The sequence below is a fragment of the Cytobacillus sp. FSL W7-1323 genome, from assembly GCF_038595015.1.
Taxonomy (GTDB): domain Bacteria; phylum Bacillota; class Bacilli; order Bacillales; family Cytobacillaceae; genus Cytobacillus; species Cytobacillus kochii.
This window is the reverse complement of sequence record NZ_CP151998.1, coordinates 2,701,727-2,724,676: the sequence shown is the minus strand read 5'-3', so window position 1 is coordinate 2,724,676 and position 22,950 is coordinate 2,701,727. Positions and strand designations below refer to the sequence as shown.

Here is a 22,950-nt window from a genome sequence, read left to right as displayed (position 1 = left end):
AAATACTCGAAAACAAAGGGGAATAATAGGTCAAAAAGAAGATGGTTGACTGAAATATTGCCGGTAGATTGTGTGCTTTCCACAGGTAATAGAAAAAAGTAAACGGGGTGATCAGATGTCTAGCGGTCCAAATAGAATAAATACTTTGTTTGCCGAAAAAGCAGAATACTGGGATTTAGATGATTTACAGATTGATTATTTAAATGAATCCATTACATTAAAATTACTTAGTTGTCATAAACAACAAATTAAGAGAACCTACATCTTCATAAAGGAAGTGATGTCGTTCTTTGTTTATCAAGAGCCTAATGTAGGAACGATACGCTTAAATGACCGTAGTTTTACTGATGCGAATTTATTAAGCGAAATTAGTTATCACAAGAATGGTTTTGGTCATATAAAAATTGAAAGTTTAGAATCAGATTTGAAAGAAATCGAAAAATTACATGCTAAAACTAATTTTTACTTTCAAGTAAATAATAAAGACACATTTTTTATTGAAGCCAATAGTGTGCAAATCAATGATGAACGGTTTGTAAACCTTTTTGCAGATAGTAGAACACTGAAATATTGTGAATGAAGCAAACTTTATGGAGTGTGATGAATTTATTATAGAAAGAATTGGAGCTATTTTTAGATAAAAATACTGTCAGCAATATTAATAGCGCTATTTGCTTTATGCAAATGATAATATTAAAACGGTAAGATGAAAAAGCGTTTCTTTCTTTCTAGATTTATTTCCTCATCAAATTCCTTGTTTTCGTATGTCCATTTAATTTGTAAAGAGTAATTAGCATATAACGGGGCGTCTCCAATACTGACAAATTCAATAACATCTCCCTGAGGAAAATCACTTGGCTTATCGTATAAAGTGACCATTTCCTCTCCAGATTTAAATACCAAAAAATTCAGAGTAGGGAGATTGGTCCCTCCTAACCAAGTTGCCTCTCCTTTCCAAATCCCTTTAGGGTTAGGAGAATGATGAGGGCTATATTCCGCTCTCCAATTTCCATCGGAGCTCTTTCCTTTTAGTACAATTGGTTGCTTACAAGAATAAATCATCCAAGACACTAAAATTAAAGGAAAGATGAAAATAATAATTAATTTTCTATTCATAGATGGGCTTCCTTTTATAGTTGGATTTTGTAATTTTTATGTTATCTTTATGTCCTGATGAATAGTTATTTACAAAAACACACCTTCTTTTCTATGTAATTTAATAGAAATAATGTATTTAACTGTATTTAACTGTATTTTATATCATACATAGATGAATTGACAACTTTAAGGAGTAAAGAAAAAATTGAGGTAGGGTTTTGAAATATAATATTAGATATATAACTATTATCCTTTTTCTGTCTCAAATGTTAGGGTGATGGTTTATTTTAGTTTTCTTTATGTATAATCTCCTATTTAACACTCTTTCTATTGATTAATTACTTATTTACATTTATCCTATATTTAGATACTGTAATAAGAGCAGGGGAATCTTTATTTATTTTAAAAGTATTAGATACTGTCTGTTCTCTATAGTATCAACAATTTAATAGAATATCCTTCGGGGCAGGGTGAAATTCCCAACCGGCGGTGATGAGGGTGACCTCTTAGTCCGTGACCCGGGCTCAGGAATGAGAACGGTGGATTTGGTGCAATTCCAAAGCCGACAGTATAGTCTGGATGGGAGAAGGATGCGTGTGTGTAAAAACGTTCAAAAACAGTTGATTTTGACGTTTATTTGGCCATGATTACTTTTCCCGTATACGTATTCGTATACGGGTTTATTTATTCATGAGTATTTTAAAAAGGGTGGTGATGATATGGGATAACGATAAGTGTGAGTCCAACTCTTTTTGTAATTTTCAACAAACTCTCCCGATACCGCGTATTTGCCCCGAGCGGAAAATTTCAACTTTTACTTAAACGAATAAATCTTATGCAGAGAGGTTGATCATTCTGTTTACAGGTATTATCGAAGAAATCGGTACTGTACAAAGAACGATTCATCGTGGATCTACTATTCAATTAGTGTTCAATGCTACAAAGATTATGGATGATATCCATATCGGTGATAGCATCGCTGTGAACGGTGTTTGTTTAACAGTGACCGAATTCCAACAAAGAAGTTTTACAGCAGATGTGATGCCAGAAACTTTTCATGCGACATCGCTTTCCTCTTTAAAAGTAGGAAGCAATGTGAATTTAGAAAGAGCGATGTTAGCAGGAGGAAGATTTGGCGGCCATTATGTAAGTGGTCATGTGGATGAAACGAGAAAAATTTTAAAAAAACAAAGACAAGAAAATGCGATTTATCTTTCAATTTCACTATCAGAGAAGTATCAGCATCTAATTCTACCTAAAGGATCTGTTGCTATTGATGGCACTTCATTAACAGTGATGGAGGTAGGGGATGGTTATTTTACGATTGCGTTAATTCCTCATACAGCTGAAGAAACGGTGATTAGTGAAAAAAAGCCAAATGATACTGTCAATATCGAATATGATTTATTTGCTAAATATGTATTTGCCTTTTCAGACACATCGAAACGTGAAAGAAATTTCGAACAGTTATTAGAGAATAATGGATTCTTAAGTTAGGAGGGAATATATGAGTCACTCAATTGAAGAAGCGATTGCTGACTTGAAAATGGGAAAAGTGATTATCGTTTGTGATGATGAGAATCGTGAGAATGAGGGTGATTTTATCGCTGTTGCCGAGTATGCTTCAGCTGAAACAATCAATTTTATGGCGACAGTGGGAAGAGGGCTTATTTGCGTGCCGATTGAGCAGTCAATCGCCAAAAAATTAGACTTGCATCCGATGGTAACTAATAATACAGACAGCCATCAAACTGCTTTTACTGTAAGTATTGATTATAAAGAGACAACGACTGGTATAAGTGCATTTGAACGGTTTTTAACCGTAGAAAAAATGTTAGACGACAAAACACAAGCATCAGACTTCAATCGTCCAGGTCATATTTTCCCCCTTATAGCGAAGGATGGTGGCGTCCTTGAGCGTTCAGGCCATACGGAAGCGGCAGTAGATTTAGCAAAATTGGCTGAGGCAAGTCCGGTCGGGATTATATGCGAGATTATGAAAGAAAATGGTGAAATGGCTAGAGTAGCAGAGTTAGAGAAAGTAGCAGAAAAATATGATTTGAAGATGATTACGATTGAACAATTAATATCTTATAAGCAATCACAATTATTATTAAACTAATCTAATTTAGGAGTGAAGTAGAATGAATACAATACTAGAAGGACATTTAATTGGAACGGGAATAAAGGTAGCTGTTGTTGTATCACGTTTCAATGAGTTTATTACAAAAAAATTATTAGATGGTGCATTAGATAGCTTCAAGCGTCACGATGTGGCTGAAGAGGATATTACGGTAGCTTGGGTACCAGGAGCGTTTGAAATTCCTCTAGCTGCGAAAAAACTTGCGGAAAGTGGCGAATACGATGCGGTTGTTGCCCTTGGAACAGTTATTAGAGGGGCAACACCACATTTTGATTATGTGAATGCAGAGGTAGCCAAAGGAGTGGCAGCAACTTCATTACAAACTGGCATTCCAGTAATTTTTGGTGTGTTAACAACTGATTCTATTGAACAAGCGGTTGAGAGAGCGGGTACAAAAGCAGGCAACAAAGGCTGGGATGCAGCTGTTAATGCGATTGAAATGAGTAATTTTAATAAACATTTTCGTTAAAAATTAATTTTCTTTGCTCCCTCTTTCTTTTTCTCGTTATAATAATATTACGTTTATATTCACATGAACAATGGTAAAAACATGTATAGAAGATAAATGAAGAGCCTAAAAGAGAAAGAGGGTTTATGATGAAATTAGAATTAATTAAATGTCACGGTTCGGGAAATGACTTTTTTATTATTGATGAAATGGAGCAGTCCTTCGGGTGGAGTGATGAAGAACGAGCGAAATTAACGATTAGTCTTTGTAATCGTGGCAGTGAGCTCGGTGCGGATGGGATTTTATTTATATTAGCCAGTGAAGTTGCTGATGCAAAAATGCGCGTATTTAATGCAGATGGTTCAGAAGCTTCCATGTGTGGTAACGGTCTTCGTTGTGTCGCGAGGTATGTTTGTGAGAAACTGAAAATCAAAGAGGCGACAATTGATACGATGAAAGTAACCCTTCATGTTAGTAAAGAAAGCGATATTTATAAAGATATCCCTACTTACAAGGTAGAAATTTCACCGGTGTCATTTGATGTTGCTACTTTACCACTTCACATCAATCAGCACCAATTAGTCAATGAAAAGATGGAAGACCTTTCGGAAGATATCGCTTTTACTGCTCTTTCTGTACCTAATCCCCATCTTGTTGCTATTGTCGAAAAAGAACAGATGCAATCAGATATTCAAGAAGAAATAAGTTTGTATGTCAACGGAGAAAATGATTACTTTCCTGATGGTGTAAATGTGAGTTTCGTCAAACCACTACCAGAAGGTGGGATTTTTGTTCGTACGTATGAAAGAGGGGTGGGCTTTACGAATGCATGTGGGACAGCGATGTCGGCTTCAAGTTTAGTCACATGTCTGCAAAGTATCAATACCTATGAGCAGCCGATTGAGGTTTATAACAATGGTGGTAAGGTCCGTTGCATTGTTCATAAGCAAAATGATAGCTTTACAATCGACCTTATTGGTAATGCTAGCTTTGTCTATCAATGTACAATTGAGATAGATATAAATCATCCAGGGACATTTACCGTCGATAATAGCGAAGAATATATTGAAGAAATGATGCAATATGCGAAGTTGCAACAAGAAGCTTCTGCTTTTTTAACCAAGCAATTAAATGCTTAAGAAATGTTTAAGAAAAAAGGGTTTTGGACCGAAACGGCACTATGAGTAAATAGTGTTGGTTCGGTTTTTTGTTTTTTCATCTGAATAACGCGCAGGAATTGCATTAGCAGGTCGTTTCATATGTGTTTTCGCTCCTTGATGTCGTGCATGCTGAATGAGCAAAACGTTCAAATCAGTTTTAGCTTTTGAGTGATACGTAAACTGAAAAGGCAATCGTTTAAATGCGTTTTGGCTTTGGATAACGTGCATATCAGATTTACTTAGCTTTCACTTCCTAAAACACAAAAAATCGCATATGCTTGCGTATAGTTTTATCCTTTTAATGAATCTATAATTTTTGCAATCGTGTCATTTTTTGTTTCGAAAAAGGTTGCCATTGGGCAGCGATCAGTTAAACGATACTTGCGAATGTTGTCTAGTGAAAAATTCTTTCGTTGCAGTTGTTTATTTACTTCATCCCAATAGAGTGGGGCTGCTACTATCGCGCCTTCTCTGCCTCTAGGAGAGTATGGAGCAATCATCGTTTTTCCTTCTGCATGCTGTATATAATCGATATATAACTTTTTCCCGCGATTCTTTTTCATTCTTTCTGTCGTAAATAAATCTGGGTTTTTCTCAACTAAATAGGCTGCTATGAACGAAGTAAACAGTCGGGTATCTTCATAAGAAAAATGATGATGCATAATTGGGATATGTACTTGTATACCCTTACCTCCAGTTAATTTTGGAAATCCGATAATATTTAATTCTTCGAAAATCTTACTTAGTTTCTGTGCAGCATCAACAGCTAGTAGAAAGTGTGTTTCATCTGGTGGGTCAAGGTCGAACACAATATCAAGCGGATGGTCGCTGCCAATTGTTTCAAAAGGGGTATGATACTCTAGTGCTAATTGATTACCTAGCCAAACAAGGGTAGATAAATCATTACAAAGGATATAGTCGATTTCGTCTCTTGTAAAAGAATTCACAAATGACGGTGCATAATCAGGTTTATTCTTCTGATAGAAACATTCTTTCCCTATATAGCCATGTGGATAGCGAATGGTTGTTAACAATCTATTCTTCACAAACGGTAACAACCGTGGAGCGACGGAAACAAGATAAGCAATGAGCTGCTCTTTATTGATCTTTGGGTTGTCCCATAACGGTTTTTCTGGGTGGGTCACTTCTATAGAAGAATCGATATTTGCATTTTCTATCAATAATCTCTCCCAAGTACATGTTTCCCATTGCTCATTCGGTAAGAATTGCATAAATTGAGGGAGAATCAAGGTATCCTCAATTATGTCGCGAAAGCAAAGTTGAATACAAATGCTTGGGGAGATGCTGTATTTTACTTGATTTACTTTTTTTCCATTCTTTTGAATCAAGCTGACTAAAATAGCCAATTCTTGTTCATTTAGACCTTCGGAAAATTCGCCCATTGCCTTTACATTATTTTGATATACGATACTATATTCAAACTGATTAGTTGTAACATTCCAGCCAGTAATAAAGAAACGACCTTTTTTCCTCATATGACCTTCAACCATCCTTTGACTAGATTTTGGTTTACATTCATAAAACCTATTACACATGGTCATAGTATGGTTAGATTAAAAAAAGACATACAAGTGAGGATCGATCCAATGAAGCCAATTATTCCTTTTGAACCAAAAATGACAAATGAGATTCCAAATGGCGATCAATGGATAGCGCAAGTAAAGTGGGATGGTACAAGGATATTGACTTATTATGAAAAAGAGAATTTAAGGATTTTTAATCGAAAAGGAAATGAGCGCACCATCCAATATCCGGAATTACATCAATTACCCTCATTAATTAAGGGGAATTCCTTCATTTTAGATGGAGAGGTAATCGCTTTTCAAGACGGTGTTCCCTCTTTTTATGATGTGATGAGAAGAGATCGGCGGAAGAATACGGTAACAATCAATCATTTACAGACAGAAATTCCTATTACTTATATGATATTTGACCTCTTATATTTTAACGGTAAATGGCTGATTGAAACCCCATTATATAGACGCCAGGAGATGTTGATGGAAATCATCCAGCCAACAAATGAGATTCAAATCGTCCAAAGTTTTAGAGACTGTCAATCATTATATGATGCTGTCATAGAGCAAGGATTAGAGGGTATTGTTTGTAAGGATTTATATAGTGCTTATATATTAGGAGGAAAAGATGAACGCTGGTTAAAAAAGAAAAAAGAACAGGACCTTATTGCTATTGTTGGAGGGGTAACTTATAATGGAGCACTTATTCGTTCAATTGATTTAGGTGTATATAATGAAAAGGGTGAGCTTATTTATATCGGCAGTGCAGGCTCGAGCAAGCTTACTTTAAAGGATTGGCGTGAAGTGACTGAAGTGACTAACCAAATACTTCAGGGAGCAAGTCCGTTTCATAATTATAGCGGCTTATTGAAAAATCATGAATGGCTTTCTCCAATTTTAAAAGTGAAGGTTACTTTCTTAGAGTGGACAAAAGATCATACAATGAGGCAACCAGTCATTCAGTCATTTGTTTTTTAAATCGTTTTCGGATAGGTTTTTGCCTACAGCAAATTTAGGTGTTTTACATAGTTTATAAGGAGTATATAAAGAGAACGACAGAGGAGGTTAAATGGTGAATCAACACTTTTACCCGGCATATACACAGACTCACTTATATAGAAGGCCTTATGGTGGTCGTCCTGGTTTTGGGGGAGGTCCCGGTTTTGGCGGCCCCGGCTTTGGGAGACCTGGTTTTGGTTTTGGTGGTCCATTTTTAGGTGGTGTAGCGGCAGGTTTATTAGGTGGCGCATTATTAGCACCTCTGGTGTACCCGCCTTATCCACCATATCCTGTATACCCACCATACCCACCTTATCCGGTTTATTAAAAAAATGGCTCAGATTTCACAAACACCACAGATTCAGCTGTGGTGTTTATTGCTTTTATTGCTTGTTTTTTTTGTAAAGACAGTGTTAGATGAAGACATATAAAAGAGATGTAGCTAATCTTACCAACATTGTACGTGTATATGAATAATCCTCAGAGAAAAAATACAATTAATAAGAATGGAGGAGGTTTTCTGATGCACACAATGTGGAAAGGAAGCATTAGTTTCGGTTTAGTCAATATCCCGATCAAATTGCATGCGGCAACTGAAGATAAAGATATTAAATTGCGTAATTTGCATAGTAAATGTCATTCGCCTATTAAGTATGAGAAAGTTTGTCCTGTATGTGATGAACCTGTGGAACAAAGTGATATAGTGAAAGCATATGAGTACACGAAAGGGAAATTTATCGTACTTGATGAAGAGGAATTACAAGCGTTAAAAAAAGAAAATGAAGATAAAGCAGTGGAGATTTTAGATTTTGTCAAAATCAATGAAGTAGATCCGATATATTTTTCTCGATCTTATTATATATCTCCAGGAGATAGTGGATCGAAAGCGTATGCCTTATTAAGGGAAGCTTTGAAGGAGTCTGAAAAAGTAGGGATAGCGAAAATTATCATTCGCGCAAAAGAACAGCTAGCTCTTCTTAGAGTTTTTCACAATACTTTAGTAATGGAAACCATCCACTTTCCTGATGAGGTGAGAAATTTTGCAGATGTGCCTAATATTCCTGCAGAAGAAAAAATAGCCAAAAAAGAATTAGACACCGCATTGTTATTGATAGACCAACTAACGACAACATTTGAACCTGAGAAATATACAGATGAATACCGCCAAGCACTTCTAGAGTTGATTGAAACAAAGAAAAATGGGGAAGAGGTAGTAATAACAAATCAACAGCAACCAAAGACATCCAATGTTACTGATCTTATGGCTGCATTGCAAGCATCCATCGATCAAACAAAACCACCACAACCGAAAAAAGAAAAAGCGACGACGAAGTCAAAAAAGAAAAAATCAACGAGTGCTGCAAAAACAAAGAAGGAAGCATAGTTTTGTTTATTCAATTGGAGAAGTCTAGACTTCTCCAACTTCCTAAAAAACATAAAGGAATGGGCAATGAAAAAATCAACCTTATACATAACGACAAACATCATACTATTTATTCTATTTTTAAGTATGTTTTTGTTTATCGTTTTCGATTACACAAACAATGATCTTGCTTGGTTTGATATGGAGGTCATTCATATTGTCCAGCAAAATGTAACTCCTGCATTAACCACATTTATCGATCGTTTTACTTTCCTAGGTTCTGTGCTGTGGTTTGTCATAGCCATAGTTGTTGTAATATTCCTCCTTGTCTTAAAAAAGAAGTATGCGTTAGCTATTTATATTTGTTTGACATCAGGAATAGGCTCACTTTTAAATTGGACTCTTAAGCACTATTTTAAAAGAGAAAGGCCAGATATCCTACCATTAATTGAAGAAACTGGCTATGCCTTTCCAAGTGGACATTCAATGGGCTCGTTTATATTCTACGGATCGCTTGCTTTTGTCATCATTCATGTAACTAAAAAGGCAAGCATGAAATGGGCTGTAGCATTCATCATGGGGTTACTGATTTTTGCGATTGGCTTAAGTAGGATATATTTAGGTGTCCATTATCCTAGTGACGTAGCGGCTGGTTTTTTGGTCGGAGCGATTTGGTTAATACTTTCAATTATGGTTTTTCATATGTATGAGCATATTTTTAATAAATAAAAGGAGAGGAAAATGTTGGAAAAATATATTCTTTCATTAGATCAAGGAACAACGAGCTCTCGAGCAATTCTATTCAATCATGAAGGGGAGCCAGTACATAGTGCGCAAAAAGAGATTAAACAGTACTTTCCGAAACCTGGATGGGTGGAACATAATGCGAATGAAATTTGGGGAAGTGTACTATCAGTGATTGCTAGTGTTTTATCAGAGGCAAATGTAACTCCCACTCAAATTGCTGGTATAGGTATTACGAACCAACGAGAAACAACAGTTTTATGGGACAAAGAAACGGGAGACCCTATCTATCATGCCATCGTTTGGCAATCTAGACAAACGAACGACATCTGTAAAGAGCTTAAGAAAAACGGATTGGAAGAGAAGGTGCGTCAAAAGACTGGTCTATTAATTGACCCTTACTTTTCTGGAACAAAGTTGAAGTGGATCCTAGATCATGTGGAAGGTGCACGTGAAAAGGTGAAAAAAGGGGAAGTATTATTTGGGACCATTGATACATGGCTTATATGGAAATTATCCGGTGGTAAAGCTCATGTCACGGACTATTCAAATGCGGCAAGAACTCTAATGTTTAATATTTTTGACCTGAAATGGGATGAAGAACTGTTAGATATATTTGGGGCAGAAAGTTCTATGATGCCTGAAGTGAAAAGTTCTTCAGAGATATATGCAGAAACGGCTCCTTATCATTTTTTCGGTCAGTCAGTTCCTATAGCCGGTGTAGCAGGTGATCAACAAGCTGCATTATTTGGTCAAGCATGCTTTACTGAAGGCATGGCAAAAAATACGTACGGTACGGGCTGTTTTATGCTCATGAATACAGGTGAAAAAGCGGTACATTCAGATAATGGTCTCTTAACAACGATAGCATGGGGGATAGATGGTAAAATCACTTATGCGCTTGAGGGGAGTATTTTCGTAGCTGGTTCAGCTCTTGGGTGGTTACGAGATGGTTTGAGGATGTTAAAGCATGCGGAGGATAGTGAAGATTACGCAACAAAAGTACAATCAACAGAAGGTGTGTATATGGTACCTGCATTTGTTGGTTTAGGTACCCCTTATTGGGATAGTGAGGTAAGGGGAGCTATTTTTGGATTAACTCGTGGAACGGAAAAGGAACATTTTATAAGAGCCACTTTGGAGTAGCTTGCCTATCAAACGAAGGATGTATTACAAGCGATGATTGAGGATTCGGGGATTGATATCACTTCTTTACGGACGGATGGCGGTGCTGCAAAAAATAATTTTCTCATGCAATTCCAAGCAGATTTACTAGATACTGTTGTTGAACGGGCAAAGATTAATGAAACAACGGCTTTAGGAGCAGCTTATTTAGCAGGTTTGGCTGTTGGTTTTTGGGAAAACAAAAAGCAACTTACCCAGAAGTGGGGTTTAGATAAAGAGTTTCAACCAGAAATGGATGAAAAAGAGAGAGATAAACTGTATCAAGGCTGGCAAACTGCAATAAACGCAACAATGGCTTTTAAATAAGTTACTTCACCATTTGAAAAAACAGGAGGGTACGAAAATGAAATTTTCTGTGAAAAATCGTTCTACTACCATTCATCATTTAACTAACAATGAGTATGATCTCGTTGTTATCGGTGGAGGTATTACAGGAGCTGGAATTGCCCTTGATGCTGTGACAAGAGGGATGAAAGTAGCTTTAATTGAAATGCAGGACTTTGCTGCAGGAACGTCAAGTCGCTCAACTAAACTTGTGCATGGTGGTCTTCGTTATTTAAAACAATTAGAATTTCATGTCGTTTCTGAAGTTGGAAAAGAAAGGGCGATTGTGTATGAAAACGGCCCTCATATCACTAAACCAGAATGGATGGTCTTACCTTTTTATCAAAAAGGAACTTTCGGTAAGTTCACAACATCAATTGGGTTGAAGGTCTATGATTTCCTTGCCGGAGTTAAAAGAGATGAAAGAAGAGAAATGTTAAATAAAGAAGAGGTGCTAGTAAAAGAACCATTATTGAAAGAAGAAGGTTTACTTGGTGGTGGTCATTATGTGGAATACCGGACTGATGATGCTCGGTTAACTATTGAAGTGATGAAAGAAGCCGCTCATCGAGGAGCTGATGTGATTAATTATGCTAAAGTAACTGATTTTATTTATAGGGATGGAAAAATTATTGGTGTTGAGGTGCAAGACCAACTAAGTAATGAGCCATTTCAAGTTTTCGGAAAAAAATGCGTGAATGCAACCGGTCCTTGGGTGGAACAGCTTTTAGATAAAGATGGGCAAATGAAAAATAAATCTTTAAAACTAACAAAAGGTGTTCATATTGTCATCGATCATTCTATTTTCCCATTAGAGCAAGCTATTTACTTTGACAGTGAAGATGGTCGAATGATTTTTGCTATTCCAAGGGAAGGGAAAACCTATGTTGGAACGACCGATACCTTTTATAAAGGTGATCCTGTGCATCCTTCGATAACAGATGAAGATAGGCAATATTTACTGAACGCAATTAAAGGGATTTTTCCAAACGTGAAGGTGACAGAAGCAGATATCGAATCTAGTTGGTCAGGTGTGCGTCCACTTATTCATGAAGAAGGAAAGTCACCGTCAGAAATTTCGAGAAAAGATGAAATCTGGGTGTCAGAGCACGGTTTAATTACGATTGCTGGTGGTAAATTAACAGGTTACCGGAAAATGGCCGAGACAATTGTAGACAAAGTTTCGTTTATGTTAAAAGAAGAATATCAACTATTGTTTTCAAAAAGTATGACAAAACATCTACCGTTGTCAGGTGGAAGAGTAGGCGGAGCAAAATATTTCCCTACTTTTATTGAATCAAAGAAACAGGAAGGGATAAAAGCTGGATTAAATGGAGAAGAGTCTCTTTATCTCTTAAGGCGTTACGGTTCAAATGCGCCGGTTTTATTCTCTTTGGTTAAGCAATATCATAAAGGAGAGCATCTAATCCCACGAGTCTTATGGTTAGAGCTAAAATATGCAATTGAATATGAAATGGTTGTTTCGCCTGTAGACTTTTTTTTCCGCCGGACAGGCGCATTGTTGTTTAACATTAAGTGTGTGTTCACATATAAAAAGGCTATCATTGAGATCATGGAAGATGAGCTTGACTGGACAGTTGAACAAACACGATCATATACGAACGAACTAAATGAAGTAATTAAATGGGCGACAAACAAAGGGTGAAAAGATCGTGGGTGACGACGGGATATAGTGAGCCTCTCTCATATCCTGTCGTATAAAACCAATGAATTTGACATATATCTACCAAAGTACTATAATAGATTGTGGTATTTGAGATAGAAAGATAGTCGGTAGTCATACGGCTTTTCTTGATGTGAAAGTTACTCTTTAGAGTAAAGTTCGCTAAGCAAGGTTTATAATTAAGAACTATTTTGTGGACAACTTCATAAGTAAGTTGAAATTCTTCTTAAATCATCTTCTATTTACCCATAAATGAACTTTATATGGTTACTTCAATAATTAAACCCCAATATACAATTCAACAAAGAGTTACTTTTCTCAAGAACAAATGAAGATTTAACCTGATTCTCACTGGCGCAGCTTCGGGGTTGCAAGGATGGAAGAGAGGTAGGGCTTTCGTTGTTTTAGGTAAAGAACTTATTGAAATTTAATAATCTCAAATATAACCAGCGAACCGTCATTGAAGCGGTTCGCTTTTGATTTATTCTTTATAATAGAGATAAAGTCGTGTAGCGTTAATTAAGATAAATTCCCTTCATTTATGTAGTTCTCAGCATTACCTTTGATTCTCAACAAAAATTATGCAATAATCAACCAATAATCAAATGTAAAGTAATAAAATAGCCTATGACGTAAATTCAAAAAGGCGAACAATAAGCGTATTTTTTATTGAAACATATGTGTTTTCTGTTATAATAAAGAGGAAGCTGAAGAAATCGCAGTAACTGACGACATTGCGGAAATAACCGCTGGGGAGCTGCGTCTATGTTTAGCCGGTCGTCTGGGCAGAGGTAAGTTTTCCTTATCTCTTTTTTATTTCGGAGGGAATAGACATGGAAGAAAAAACGATACTAGACGGACAAAAAGTTTCGAAAGATGTAAAAGAAAACTTAAAAGAAAGAGTATTAAAATTATCGGCACAAGGAGTAACGCCTTGCCTAGCTACTATTTTAGTGGGAGATGATCCATCTTCTGCTACGTATGTACGTATGAAAGGTAACGCCTGTGAAAAACTGGGTATTTTATCAAAGAGAATACATCTAGATGCAAGTATTTCTACTGAAACACTCATAGAAACGATTCAGGATTTGAATAATGATAAAAATGTACATGGGATCCTATTGCAACATCCAGTACCTGCACATATAGATGAAAGAAAAGCATTTGAAGCGATTGACATCGAAAAGGATGTGGATGGTGTCACCAGTCTTGGCTATGGTCAAACAGCACTTGGTTTTGGTGTTTACCCATCTTGTACACCTGCTGCTATTATGGAAATTATTGATTTTTATGATATTCCTGTTGAAGGGAAAAATGCAGTTGTGGTTGGAAGAAGTCCTATTTTAGGTAAGCCTGTTTCTGCATTACTACTCAATCGTAATGCAACTGTAACGACTTGTCATTCTAAAACAAAGGATTTAAGTGAACATTTAAGCAAAGCTGATATTGTTGTTGCAGCTGTTGGGAAACCTAATTTTATTCAAGGAAGCTGGCTAAAAGAAGGGGCTGTTGTGTTAGACGCGGGATACAACCCAGGAAATATTGGCGATGCTCATTATGATAGCTGTTATGAAAAAGCATCTGCCATTACACCTGTCCCTGGTGGAGTGGGCCCTGTAACGATTTCTATGTTATTAAAACACACTGTAGCTTCCGCAGAGAAAACGGTTCAGTGAGAAATAACTATTGACATTTAGCGATAAAACAATGTATTATAAAATATACGCTGTAAAGTTCGTTATATATTATTTGGATAAGTGGTCGTAACTGCAAGAAATGTAGGCGATTGTACTCTTCATTTCTTTCAGTTACGGCCTTTTTAACTTCATAAGAAAATTAAAGTACGAGGCATTCCACTTTTCTCTATAAGCTTATATAATTATGACTTTTTAGTGATTATTTTTTGGAGGTATTATCATGAATAACGGTAAAGTAAAATGGTTTAACGCAGAAAAAGGTTTTGGTTTCATCGAGTCTCAAGAAGGACAAGACGTATTCGTACATTTCAGTGCGATTCAATCTGAAGGTTTCAAAACTCTTGAAGAAGGTCAAGAAGTTACTTTTGAAATCGTTGATGGCGACCGTGGCCCTCAAGCTGCAAACGTTGTAAAAGCATAATAATGCGGTGATGCATGGCCTTTCATGCATCACCTTTTTATGTGAACTACTCCCCAACCGTTCTTATACCGTTACAATGATTTTACTTTTATTGCTTATAAATTGATAAAAATTAATGGAAACTGGATACACTCATACTATAGATTATTTTGAAGTATGTTTGAAATACAAGGAGGATTTATCTTGGTAAAATTTTCGGATTTTGGTTTAAGTACAGAGCTAGAAAAAGCTCTTTCTAATATGGGTTTTGAAGAGCCAACACCTATTCAAGCACAATCACTACCAATCGCATTAGCTGGTGCGGATATGATTGGTCAAGCCCAAACAGGTACTGGTAAAACAACGGCATTTGGTGTCCCAATGTTAGAGAAAGTAACGAAAGAAGATGGCATTCAAGGTTTGGTTCTTGCTCCAACAAGGGAACTAGCTGTGCAAGTGGCTGAAGAATTAAATCGTATTGGACAAGTGAAAGGAATCAGAACTTTACCGATATATGGTGGTCAAGATATTGGTAGACAAATTCGCGCACTTAAAAATCGTCCGCAAATAATCGCTGCCACACCAGGCCGTCTAATTGATCATATTGAAAGAAGAACGATTCGTCTAAACAATATTAAATCAGTTGTTCTAGATGAAGCGGATGAAATGCTAAATATGGGCTTCATTGAAGATATTGAAAGAATTCTTGGTGAAATTGAGCATGAACGTCAAACGCTTCTCTTCTCAGCAACAATGCCTAGACGTATTCAAACTCTAGCTGAGAAGTTTATGAATGACCCACAAATTGTTCGTGTAAAAGCAAAAGAGTTAACAGTAAAAAATATTGAACAATCTTATATCGAAGTGCATGAAAAACAAAAATTTGATGTATTATGCAGCTTATTGGATATTCAATCTCCTGAACTTGCGATTGTATTTGGTAGAACGAAAAAACGCGTAGATGAAGTGGTAGAAGGATTAATTAAACGTGGATATTCTGCAGAAGGTATTCATGGTGATATTCCACAAGCGAAACGTGATCAAGTTATTCGTCGTTTTAAAGATCAAACAATCGATATTATGGTAGCAACAGATGTTGCCGCACGTGGACTAGATATTTCAGGCGTTTCACATGTCTATAACTTTGATATTCCTCAAGATCCTGAAAGCTATGTGCACCGTATTGGACGTACTGGGAGAGCTGGGAATAAAGGTTTAGCTGTTACATTTGTTTCTCCACGAGAAATCGATCACTTGAAAATTATTGAAAATGTAACAAAGACAAAAATGAAAAAAGAACCAGTGCCAACGTTTAAAGATGTTGTGGCAGGTAACCAACGTGTGACAATTAATCGTTTAATGAATACGATTGATAAGAATGACTACGATGAGTATAAGCGTATTGCAGAATCATTGTTAGAAGATACAGATTCAGTGACAGTATTGGCAGCAGCATTAAAATTATTAACAAAAGATCCAGATGTCACACCTGTAAAAATTACAGCGGTAGAGCCACTTCGTTCGAAAAAACCTAAAAATAGAGATGGACGTAACCGCAGTCGCTTTGGTGATCGTCCGAGATCTGGTGGAAGAGATCGTAAAGGGGGCGGACGTGACTATAAAGGTCGCGAAAGACGTCGTGTAAAAAATAATAAGGGCCGCGATTGATTAAAATAAAGTAAATTGTGGTATATTAGGAAATGCAGGAGATTATTCCTGTGAGTTTTTCAAATGTTTAGGAGGAAAAGAAAAAATGGCAACAGGTAAAGTAAAATGGTTTAACGCAGAAAAAGGATTTGGCTTCATTGAACAAGAAAGTGGAGATGACGTATTCGTACATTTCTCTGCAATTCAAACAGAAGGCTTTAAAACATTAGATGAAGGACAAGAAGTGTCTTTTGATATAGAAGAGGGGCAACGTGGACCTCAAGCTGTAAATGTGACAAAGCTATAATACAAATGTTCAATCAAAGAAAAAAGATCACTTCCATTGGGGAGTGATCTTTTTCTTTGATTCATGGTTATTAGTACTCCACCGCTGTATTTGAAGAGATTTATATAGAAACCCATTCAGATGGAAACGAATGTGATTGCCTATCTATGGTTTTTATTGAAATGATAATAATCCTGACTGCCACACTCTTTAAATCCGCACTTTTTATAAAGCATGAGTGCCCGGTTATTCTGAACCTCAACCTCTAGGTGAATGGAATAATGCCCTTCGTATTGTTCAATGATTTGACGCAATACTTCACTTCCTAACCCTTTACCTTGTTCATCGGGATGAATGGCGAAACCGTATATCCATAAATGATGATTCCTTATTTGAAGACGTATCTTACCGACTCTCTGATTGCCATCGCAAATGACTAGTAATTGATTATCTTGTTTATGTAAATTGAAATCACCATTGATCGCTTTAGCATCCTCTTCTGAAAGGTTAAAACATAGTTGATCGATTCGGTTGCAGAAAGTAGAGTCTGCTAATTCTGCGATTTTGAGATGAATATTTCGCTGCTCTTTTTTTGTCGGTTGGTCTCCTTCATAGACCATTTGATATTCTGTGTAAGCATACGGTTGTTTCCATGCAGACATAACGGTAGTACCCGTATGTGATTGACCTGGTATATTAATTAGTACTTCTTGATAGTGGTCAATCATCGGCAAAGCTTCTGTAAATAATGAAGAGAATATTCCTTTTCTACGATAATTAGGATGAACCATACCACATATTTCAAGTTTTGACCCGAATGGATAAAGTGCAACAAAACCGATAAGTTGACCATCAATAGAGTGCTTGTACAAAGGTGTTTCGGTTTGGGAATTTTCTATCATATCAAAGTTTAATTTAAGAATGATATCATCATGTTGTTCACAAATTTTTTGCAACTGATAGATCTCGTGAATATTCATATTCTTCACACTCCTTTAAGCTATTATATCTGTAAAAATTAAAATGAGAAGTTTCTTTTTTATTACGAAGGTAATAATAGGATAATACAGGTGTTTATGCTATCATCATATAGAGAAAGTGAGGGAGATGTATGCAATCATTTAGAGTACAATTCCATAAAGAAGATCAAGTAGATGAAATGAATGTAAACAAACTATCAGAGGAAGATTTTAATCGAATGACAGAAGGTGGAACAAGACACCTGTTTGAGTTAGATACGAATATTGGCTTTTTTGTTTACTTTGATGGTCTTAATAAGGATGGACAAGAGTCGTATATGGTTCTTCATTATGAAGGCGAAGAAGAAGAGCCAACCGCTTGTTACAGTTTTTCATTGCCGGATTTTTACCAGTTTGTTGCCTTGCATTTAAATGATCTAGAATTTAACGAAGAAGAGCAAGAGGATGAAGAAGTGTATGGTCCAATACATCACCTTGCCCATTTAATGTATCATATCATTGAAGAAGGTAAAGAAGTAGAGGAATAATCATAAAAATGCCTAGGAGCTAACCCTAGGCATTTTATGATTTATTCTTCATTTGCATTGAGATGTTGACTACAGAATTTAGTGATTAATATTTCTTCTTCTTCCTCTAATCCAAATTCCAAAATCTCTTCATTATTATTCTCTTGGAAGTGATAATTAAGTATCTTCATTTCGTCCTCACCTTTATAAAATAACACGCGCAAGCGAATACCTTGTTCTGAATATAATTCATCATCTTCATCAACATCAATATCTAAAAAGAATTCGTACCTCTCTCCAGACAGTATACCAGTTGGATCATTGATCTCTTCCACCGTATAACTAGAAATATGCAAATGTCTTCATCCTTTCTTTAAAGCAATCAGCGTCTCTATTATACACTTTTTCCACTATAATTCATACATAAAGGTTGTTTTTTATAGGACAACATGTTAAAGTGGAAGTTTCCTTGTTTTGACACGGATAAAAAAATGTGCTATACTAATATTTGTTAAGTAAAAAATATCACACACACTTGTTATAAAGGACCATACTGGTTTGGCATAGCGAGTGATTTTTATTTTTTTCGGATGATATGTTCTACCTTTAGGAGGTGCCTGATAATGGCAATGGGATTTGGAAGAAAGAACATGGAAGAAGTGAAGACTGAAGAGATTAAAATTTGGGAATGTTCCTCAGAAACATGTAATGCTTGGGTGAGAGACAACTTTAAAAGTACACCAAAATGCCCAATTTGTGAGAGTGAAATGGTAGCAACAACAAAAGAATTACAAGTAGTTAATAACAATAGTCTTTATAACAAATAATATTCTTCTGTTATTTTTTTGGCTTCCGTTAAGTCAAGGGTAATTGAATGAACAGGATAAGACGAGTGGTTGTTTGATAACCACTCTTTTTTATTTTATTTAAAAACTTTATCAATATAGGTTTATTTATTGTAAGAACGGGTATGTAGATATCTTAAGGGGGTGAAAAGACAGAATTTTTTAATAAATACAGTAAGTATTCATTTATATTAAAGGGGGATTTGATGGAGTTTATTGAAAACATTGTGAATATGAGTAATGAGGTATTATGGGGTTATGTTCTTATATTTGTGTTAGTGATTGCAGGGATGTTTTTTAGTATAAGAACAAAGTTTGTTCAAGTCAGGCATATTGGTGAGATGGTTAGGTTACTGTTTGTTAAAGAAACCGTTACAACAGAATCTAAAAAAACTATTTCGCCTTTACAAGCGTTTTTTGTTGGTGCAGGAACGAGAATAGGTACAGGTAATATCGCCGGAGTAGCTATTGCGATGGTATTAGGTGGTCCTGGAGCAATCTTTTGGATGTGGTTAATTGCAGTAATTGGTAGTGCTAGCTCATTTGTCGAAAATACGTTAGCGCAAACTTATAAGGTTAAGTCTAATGTAGGCTTCAAAGGCGGTCCAGCATATTATATCAAGAAGCAATTAAAACGTCCTTGGATGGCTGTGTTATTTTCCATTATGATTATCTTATCGTATGGTACGACATTCAACGCTGTACAAAGTAATACGATAGCTGTTGCAATGGAGAACTCATTTGGGATTCAGCCTGTTTATATTGGTATCATTCTTGTTTTCTTAACAGGATTAGTAGTATTTGGAGGAATTAAGCGAATAGCAGATATTTCTTCTTTAATCGTGCCGTTTATGGCTTTTGGTTATATTCTGTTAGCTTTATTCGCAGTTGCTTCAAATATTACTGAGTTACCAGCAATGTTTGCTCTTATTTTTAAAAGTGCATTCGGATTTGAGCAGGCTATTGGTGGAGGGATAGCTGCTGCTATTGTTAATGGCATTAAGCGCGGATTATTCTCCAATGGTGCAGGTATGGGGGGAGATCCGATTGCAGCTGCAACAGCGACTGTATCTCATCCAGTAAAACAAGGCTTTGTTCAGGCTTTAGGGGTATTATTTGATACTTTATTGGTTTGTTCTGCTACTGCTTTTATCATTTTATCCTCCGAAAGCTATGCTTCAGGCTTAACAGGTATCGAATTGACTCAAGCTGCGATGTCGGAACACTTTGGTACAATAGGTGGAATGTTTCTCGGTGTTGCTATTTTTTTATTTGCTTTTACTTCTATTATCGGATCATATTATTATGGTGAAGCAAACTTAAATTTCATTCATAAGAGTAAAGTATTTCATCATGCTTATAAGGTAGCCGCATTAGGAATGGTCATGTTTGGTGCAATTGCTAATTTAGAAATTGTTTGGGGAATGGCAGATTTAACAATGGGTATCATGGCGCTTGTCAATTTAACCGCCATTACGATGTTATCGCCTATCGTAGTTAAGCTGTTGAAAAACTATATGCAGCAACGGAAAGCGGGCTTGGAACCACAATTTTATCAAGAGGATATCCCTGGTCTAACAGGAGTAGAAGCTTGGCCTGTCAGAGAAAAGGAGAAAAGAAAGAAAGCAATGTAATCGAAATGAGCGAATCCTAATTTTTAGTGGTTCGCTCATTTTTTGCGTAAGTCAGCTAGTGGAGGAGGTGAGCCGATAATTGCGAATGTGCCTCGGACGCAATATGATTGAAATTGCTATCAATGTTAATTTCGCTTCAATTTAGCGTTAGGTTCTCGATTGTAATAAAAATAGCGGACTAAAGTCCGCTATTTTATTATTTCATCTCCCTACTTGGTAGGAAAGAATGCATTGCTATCTAAAATTAACTTTTAAACAAAAAGTCTGCTAATGCCGCTTGATTCTTCGTTAGATCAGCTAATGTATATTGATCTAGTACTTCTAAATACGCTTTTAATGCTTTATTTAATACATGTCTTAGACCACAAACAGGTGAAATGACACAATGATTGTTATTAGTATCAAAGCATTCAACTAAATGAAAATCTTCTTCGGTTTTTCTGACCACTTCACCAATATTAATTTCTTTAGGTGACATCGCTAAACGAATGCCGCCATTTCTTCCTCTTATCGTCTCAACATATTGATTTTTCCCTAATTGATAGATGACTTTCATCAGATGATTCTTAGAGATTTGATATGTGTCTGCAATTTCTTTAATATTTGTAAGCTGGTCTTTTTCAATTGTTGCTAAATATATGAGAACTCTTAATGAATAATCCGTGTAGTTGGTAAGACGCATTATGAATCACACCTTTTTTCTATTAATAGTTCTATTATACATATTGCTTGTTATGGAACCAATTGTGACAACTTTTTAAAAGATGTATTTAAAATATTGCTTTAAATTTGGAAACGGTATATTTTAAAGATGTATTTAAAATATTGCTTTAAAATTGAAGGGTGGAGATATTAATGTTAAAACAAGAGACGATTAAAATCATCAAATCAACTATACCCGTATTAGAAATTCATGGAACCGCTATCACCACGCATTTTTATAAACGATTATTTGCTGAACATCCTGAACTACTTAACATTTTCAATCATGCTAATCAAGAGAAGGGAAGACAGCCTAAAGCACTCGCTAATGTATTATTTCAAGCAGCTAACCATATTGAACATTTAGAAAATTTAGCGCCGGCAGTTGCTACAATTGCTCATAAGCATCGAAGCTTAGGGGTTAAGAAGGAGCACTACCCAATCGTCGGGGAACATCTATTAGCAGCGATAAAAGAAGTTCTAGGTGATGCAGCAACAGAAGACATTATTACGGCATGGGCAGAGGCTTATGGAGTGATTGCCGCTATCTTTATTTCCACAGAAGAAGAGCTATACAATGCATCAGCATGGGCTGGATTTAAATCTTTTAAAGTAGTAAATAAGGTACCTGAAAGTGATCTTATCACTTCTTTTTATATTGAGCCAAATGATGGTATTACTTTACCAACCCACCAACCTGGCCAGTATGTAACGATTCGGGTAAATATAGCTGGCGAAAAATACGACCATAACCGTCAATATAGCTTATCAGGAAAACCATCAGAAAAGACGTATCGTATATCTGTTAAAAGAGAAGAACATGGTAAAGTCTCTAACTGGTTACATGACCATGTGCAAATAGGAGACAGTTTGGATGTTAGTGCACCAGCTGGTGAATTTGTATTATCATCCCAAGCAGAGACACCAGTGGTATTCATCAGTGGTGGTGTTGGAACCACACCATTATTGAGTATGCTTCATACATTAGAAGGGACAAAGCGAGAAGTAAGTTTCCTTCATAGTTGTAAGAACAAAAACTTACATGCGTTTGGAGATGAAGTGAGGCCGTTGATAGCAGGAATTGAAAATGGGCGTTTCCTAGTAAAATATAGTGATGACGAGGGCAGATTAGATAGTGAGGATTTAAAGCAACATATTAGTGAGGAAGCAGAGTACTATCTATGTGGTCCTATCAATTTTATGGAAAATATGAAGGAACAATTATTGATGTTAGGTGTGGAAAATTCGCATATTCATCTTGAACTGTTTGGTCCAGCCGTTCCTCTAAAAGAAAAGATCAATATGTAAAAGAAGAGCTTTTGAAATATTTCAGTAGAAAAGAGATGAAAACTCATCTCTTTTCTGTTTATTCAATTTTGCCTTTTCCCTTTCAACTTACACGATATAAATGAATAAATTAAAATCAATCCATTGTTAAGACCTTTCATCTCTTAGTAACCTTAATTGTATATTGTCGAGAAGTCCTTCATCAACAAATGAGTTCCTTTCGAAATGTATAAAAAGGCTAAAATGTTAAAGAATATATTTATCAATTATGAGAGGTGAATCA

The 22,950-nt window shown here is 36.0% G+C and carries 22 protein-coding genes, 2 pseudogenes and 2 riboswitches; of the genes and pseudogenes, 19 read left to right on the top strand and 5 right to left on the bottom strand.

The window, feature by feature from the left end; genetic code table 11:
* Positions 1 to 115 precede the first annotated feature (115 nt).
* Positions 116 to 580, top strand: a complete 465-nt coding sequence (locus MKX67_RS13745; protein ID WP_342488341.1) for a hypothetical protein — start codon at positions 116 to 118, stop codon at positions 578 to 580.
* Between the two features lie 113 nt (positions 581 to 693).
* Here MKX67_RS13745 and MKX67_RS13740 read toward each other — a convergent pair whose 3' ends face one another.
* Complete coding sequence (locus MKX67_RS13740) at positions 694 to 1,116, bottom strand: hypothetical protein (RefSeq protein WP_095372938.1); 423 nt, start codon at positions 1,114 to 1,116, stop codon at positions 694 to 696.
* Between the two features lie 434 nt (positions 1,117 to 1,550).
* Positions 1,551 to 1,693: riboswitch (FMN riboswitch) on the top strand.
* A gap of 251 nt (positions 1,694 to 1,944) precedes the next feature.
* On the opposite strand from MKX67_RS13740, the gene ribE (MKX67_RS13735) reads away from it, so the two are divergent.
* The 4 genes and pseudogenes from ribE (MKX67_RS13735) (at position 1,945) to dapF (ending at position 4,828) form a co-directional block, all read left to right on the top strand.
* Entirely contained in the window at positions 1,945 to 2,595 is a 651-nt protein-coding gene (ribE, locus tag MKX67_RS13735) for a riboflavin synthase (protein WP_322909501.1), read from the top strand.
* Between the two features lie 10 nt (positions 2,596 to 2,605).
* A pseudogene (gene ribB / locus MKX67_RS13730) lies at positions 2,606 to 3,211 on the top strand (3,4-dihydroxy-2-butanone-4-phosphate synthase); the annotation flags it as partial.
* A 31-nt stretch (positions 3,212 to 3,242) separates the two neighbouring features.
* The gene (ribE, locus tag MKX67_RS13725; RefSeq protein ID WP_095372940.1) at positions 3,243 to 3,710 is read left to right on the top strand and encodes a 6,7-dimethyl-8-ribityllumazine synthase; all 468 of its coding nucleotides are present in this window, start codon (positions 3,243 to 3,245) and stop codon (positions 3,708 to 3,710) included.
* 128 nt (positions 3,711 to 3,838) lie between these two features.
* On the top strand, positions 3,839 to 4,828 hold the full coding sequence (gene dapF, locus MKX67_RS13720; RefSeq protein WP_095372941.1) for a diaminopimelate epimerase: 990 nt from the start codon (positions 3,839 to 3,841) through the stop codon (positions 4,826 to 4,828).
* Between the two features lie 311 nt (positions 4,829 to 5,139).
* Here dapF and ligD read toward each other — a convergent pair whose 3' ends face one another.
* On the bottom strand, positions 5,140 to 6,345 hold the full coding sequence (ligD, locus tag MKX67_RS13715; protein ID WP_342488339.1) for a DNA ligase D: 1,206 nt from the start codon (positions 6,343 to 6,345) through the stop codon (positions 5,140 to 5,142).
* Positions 6,346 to 6,456: 111 nt separating this feature from the next.
* Here ligD and MKX67_RS13710 point away from each other — a divergent pair, with 111 nt between their 5' ends.
* From MKX67_RS13710 to MKX67_RS13665, 10 genes and pseudogenes are all read left to right on the top strand, one after another.
* Positions 6,457 to 7,362: an RNA ligase family protein gene (locus MKX67_RS13710; RefSeq protein WP_095372944.1), complete on the top strand. Its 906-nt coding sequence runs from the start codon at positions 6,457 to 6,459 to the stop codon at positions 7,360 to 7,362.
* 94 nt (positions 7,363 to 7,456) lie between these two features.
* Positions 7,457 to 7,711, top strand: coding sequence for a spore coat protein (locus tag MKX67_RS13705; protein WP_233435229.1), 255 nt, complete (start codon positions 7,457 to 7,459; stop codon positions 7,709 to 7,711).
* A gap of 195 nt (positions 7,712 to 7,906) precedes the next feature.
* Positions 7,907 to 8,767, top strand: a complete 861-nt coding sequence (locus MKX67_RS13700; RefSeq protein ID WP_095372946.1) for a Ku protein — start codon at positions 7,907 to 7,909, stop codon at positions 8,765 to 8,767.
* A 66-nt stretch (positions 8,768 to 8,833) separates the two neighbouring features.
* A complete protein-coding gene (locus tag MKX67_RS13695) occupies positions 8,834 to 9,475 on the top strand; it encodes a phosphatase PAP2 family protein (protein WP_342488336.1) in 642 nt (213 codons plus the stop codon).
* Between the two features lie 15 nt (positions 9,476 to 9,490).
* Positions 9,491 to 10,981, top strand: a pseudogene (gene glpK, locus MKX67_RS13690) (glycerol kinase GlpK).
* A 37-nt stretch (positions 10,982 to 11,018) separates the two neighbouring features.
* Positions 11,019 to 12,665 carry a glycerol-3-phosphate dehydrogenase/oxidase gene (locus MKX67_RS13685; RefSeq protein ID WP_342488334.1) on the top strand — a complete coding sequence of 549 codons (1,647 nt, stop codon included), beginning with the start codon at positions 11,019 to 11,021 and terminating at the stop codon, positions 12,663 to 12,665.
* Between the two features lie 729 nt (positions 12,666 to 13,394).
* Positions 13,395 to 13,477: riboswitch (ZMP/ZTP riboswitch) on the top strand.
* A gap of 39 nt (positions 13,478 to 13,516) precedes the next feature.
* The gene (locus tag MKX67_RS13680) at positions 13,517 to 14,359 is read left to right on the top strand and encodes a tetrahydrofolate dehydrogenase/cyclohydrolase catalytic domain-containing protein (protein WP_095372950.1); all 843 of its coding nucleotides are present in this window, start codon (positions 13,517 to 13,519) and stop codon (positions 14,357 to 14,359) included.
* 241 nt (positions 14,360 to 14,600) lie between these two features.
* Complete coding sequence (locus MKX67_RS13675) at positions 14,601 to 14,801, top strand: cold-shock protein (RefSeq protein WP_095372951.1); 201 nt, start codon at positions 14,601 to 14,603, stop codon at positions 14,799 to 14,801.
* 183 nt (positions 14,802 to 14,984) lie between these two features.
* Positions 14,985 to 16,448: a DEAD/DEAH box helicase gene (locus tag MKX67_RS13670; protein WP_095372952.1), complete on the top strand. Its 1,464-nt coding sequence runs from the start codon at positions 14,985 to 14,987 to the stop codon at positions 16,446 to 16,448.
* 85 nt (positions 16,449 to 16,533) lie between these two features.
* The gene (locus MKX67_RS13665) at positions 16,534 to 16,734 is read left to right on the top strand and encodes a cold-shock protein (RefSeq protein ID WP_095372953.1); all 201 of its coding nucleotides are present in this window, start codon (positions 16,534 to 16,536) and stop codon (positions 16,732 to 16,734) included.
* Positions 16,735 to 16,874: 140 nt separating this feature from the next.
* On the opposite strand, the gene MKX67_RS13660 is transcribed toward MKX67_RS13665, so the two are convergent.
* A complete protein-coding gene (locus MKX67_RS13660) occupies positions 16,875 to 17,693 on the bottom strand; it encodes a GNAT family N-acetyltransferase (protein ID WP_095372954.1) in 819 nt (272 codons plus the stop codon).
* A gap of 131 nt (positions 17,694 to 17,824) precedes the next feature.
* Between MKX67_RS13660 and MKX67_RS13655 the strand changes: the two genes are divergently transcribed.
* Positions 17,825 to 18,220: a cytosolic protein gene (locus tag MKX67_RS13655; RefSeq protein WP_095372955.1), complete on the top strand. Its 396-nt coding sequence runs from the start codon at positions 17,825 to 17,827 to the stop codon at positions 18,218 to 18,220.
* 41 nt (positions 18,221 to 18,261) lie between these two features.
* Here the strand turns inward: MKX67_RS13655 and MKX67_RS13650 are convergent, their stop codons facing one another.
* Positions 18,262 to 18,555: a DUF6509 family protein gene (locus MKX67_RS13650; RefSeq protein WP_095372956.1), complete on the bottom strand. Its 294-nt coding sequence runs from the start codon at positions 18,553 to 18,555 to the stop codon at positions 18,262 to 18,264.
* A gap of 267 nt (positions 18,556 to 18,822) precedes the next feature.
* Between MKX67_RS13650 and MKX67_RS13645 the strand changes: the two genes are divergently transcribed.
* Together MKX67_RS13645 and MKX67_RS13640 are read left to right on the top strand one after the other, a co-directional pair.
* Complete coding sequence (locus tag MKX67_RS13645) at positions 18,823 to 19,026, top strand: cold-inducible protein YdjO-related protein (protein ID WP_095372957.1); 204 nt, start codon at positions 18,823 to 18,825, stop codon at positions 19,024 to 19,026.
* Between the two features lie 224 nt (positions 19,027 to 19,250).
* Positions 19,251 to 20,678, top strand: coding sequence for an alanine/glycine:cation symporter family protein (locus MKX67_RS13640; RefSeq protein WP_095372958.1), 1,428 nt, complete (start codon positions 19,251 to 19,253; stop codon positions 20,676 to 20,678).
* A gap of 244 nt (positions 20,679 to 20,922) precedes the next feature.
* Here MKX67_RS13640 and MKX67_RS13635 read toward each other — a convergent pair whose 3' ends face one another.
* Complete coding sequence (locus tag MKX67_RS13635; protein WP_095372959.1) at positions 20,923 to 21,360, bottom strand: Rrf2 family transcriptional regulator; 438 nt, start codon at positions 21,358 to 21,360, stop codon at positions 20,923 to 20,925.
* A gap of 173 nt (positions 21,361 to 21,533) precedes the next feature.
* On the opposite strand from MKX67_RS13635, the gene hmpA reads away from it, so the two are divergent.
* Positions 21,534 to 22,688, top strand: coding sequence for an NO-inducible flavohemoprotein (hmpA, locus tag MKX67_RS13630; protein ID WP_095372960.1), 1,155 nt, complete (start codon positions 21,534 to 21,536; stop codon positions 22,686 to 22,688).
* The last annotated feature ends 262 nt before the right edge of the window (positions 22,689 to 22,950 follow it).

Bases quoted from the DNA above. Each gene is read 5' to 3' on its own strand.
- ribE (WP_095372940.1), top strand. From the start codon at position 3,243: ATGAATACAATACTAGAAGGACATTTAATTGGAACGGGAATAAAGGTA.
- MKX67_RS13700 (WP_095372946.1), top strand. From the start codon at position 7,907: ATGCACACAATGTGGAAAGGAAGCATTAGTTTCGGTTTAGTCAATATC.
- dapF (WP_095372941.1), top strand. From the start codon at position 3,839: ATGAAATTAGAATTAATTAAATGTCACGGTTCGGGAAATGACTTTTTT.
- MKX67_RS13665 (WP_095372953.1), top strand. From the start codon at position 16,534: ATGGCAACAGGTAAAGTAAAATGGTTTAACGCAGAAAAAGGATTTGGC.
- MKX67_RS13675 (WP_095372951.1), top strand. From the start codon at position 14,601: ATGAATAACGGTAAAGTAAAATGGTTTAACGCAGAAAAAGGTTTTGGT.
- MKX67_RS13635 (WP_095372959.1), bottom strand. From the start codon at position 21,360: ATGCGTCTTACCAACTACACGGATTATTCATTAAGAGTTCTCATATAT.
- MKX67_RS13640 (WP_095372958.1), top strand. From the start codon at position 19,251: ATGGAGTTTATTGAAAACATTGTGAATATGAGTAATGAGGTATTATGG.
- MKX67_RS13710 (WP_095372944.1), top strand. From the start codon at position 6,457: ATGAAGCCAATTATTCCTTTTGAACCAAAAATGACAAATGAGATTCCA.
- MKX67_RS13685 (WP_342488334.1), top strand. From the start codon at position 11,019: ATGAAATTTTCTGTGAAAAATCGTTCTACTACCATTCATCATTTAACT.
- MKX67_RS13680 (WP_095372950.1), top strand. From the start codon at position 13,517: ATGGAAGAAAAAACGATACTAGACGGACAAAAAGTTTCGAAAGATGTA.
- MKX67_RS13745 (WP_342488341.1), top strand. From the start codon at position 116: ATGTCTAGCGGTCCAAATAGAATAAATACTTTGTTTGCCGAAAAAGCA.
- MKX67_RS13655 (WP_095372955.1), top strand. From the start codon at position 17,825: ATGCAATCATTTAGAGTACAATTCCATAAAGAAGATCAAGTAGATGAA.
- ligD (WP_342488339.1), bottom strand. From the start codon at position 6,345: ATGAGGAAAAAAGGTCGTTTCTTTATTACTGGCTGGAATGTTACAACT.
- MKX67_RS13660 (WP_095372954.1), bottom strand. From the start codon at position 17,693: ATGAATATTCACGAGATCTATCAGTTGCAAAAAATTTGTGAACAACAT.
- MKX67_RS13740 (WP_095372938.1), bottom strand. From the start codon at position 1,116: ATGAATAGAAAATTAATTATTATTTTCATCTTTCCTTTAATTTTAGTG.
- MKX67_RS13695 (WP_342488336.1), top strand. From the start codon at position 8,834: ATGAAAAAATCAACCTTATACATAACGACAAACATCATACTATTTATT.
- MKX67_RS13645 (WP_095372957.1), top strand. From the start codon at position 18,823: ATGGCAATGGGATTTGGAAGAAAGAACATGGAAGAAGTGAAGACTGAA.
- hmpA (WP_095372960.1), top strand. From the start codon at position 21,534: ATGTTAAAACAAGAGACGATTAAAATCATCAAATCAACTATACCCGTA.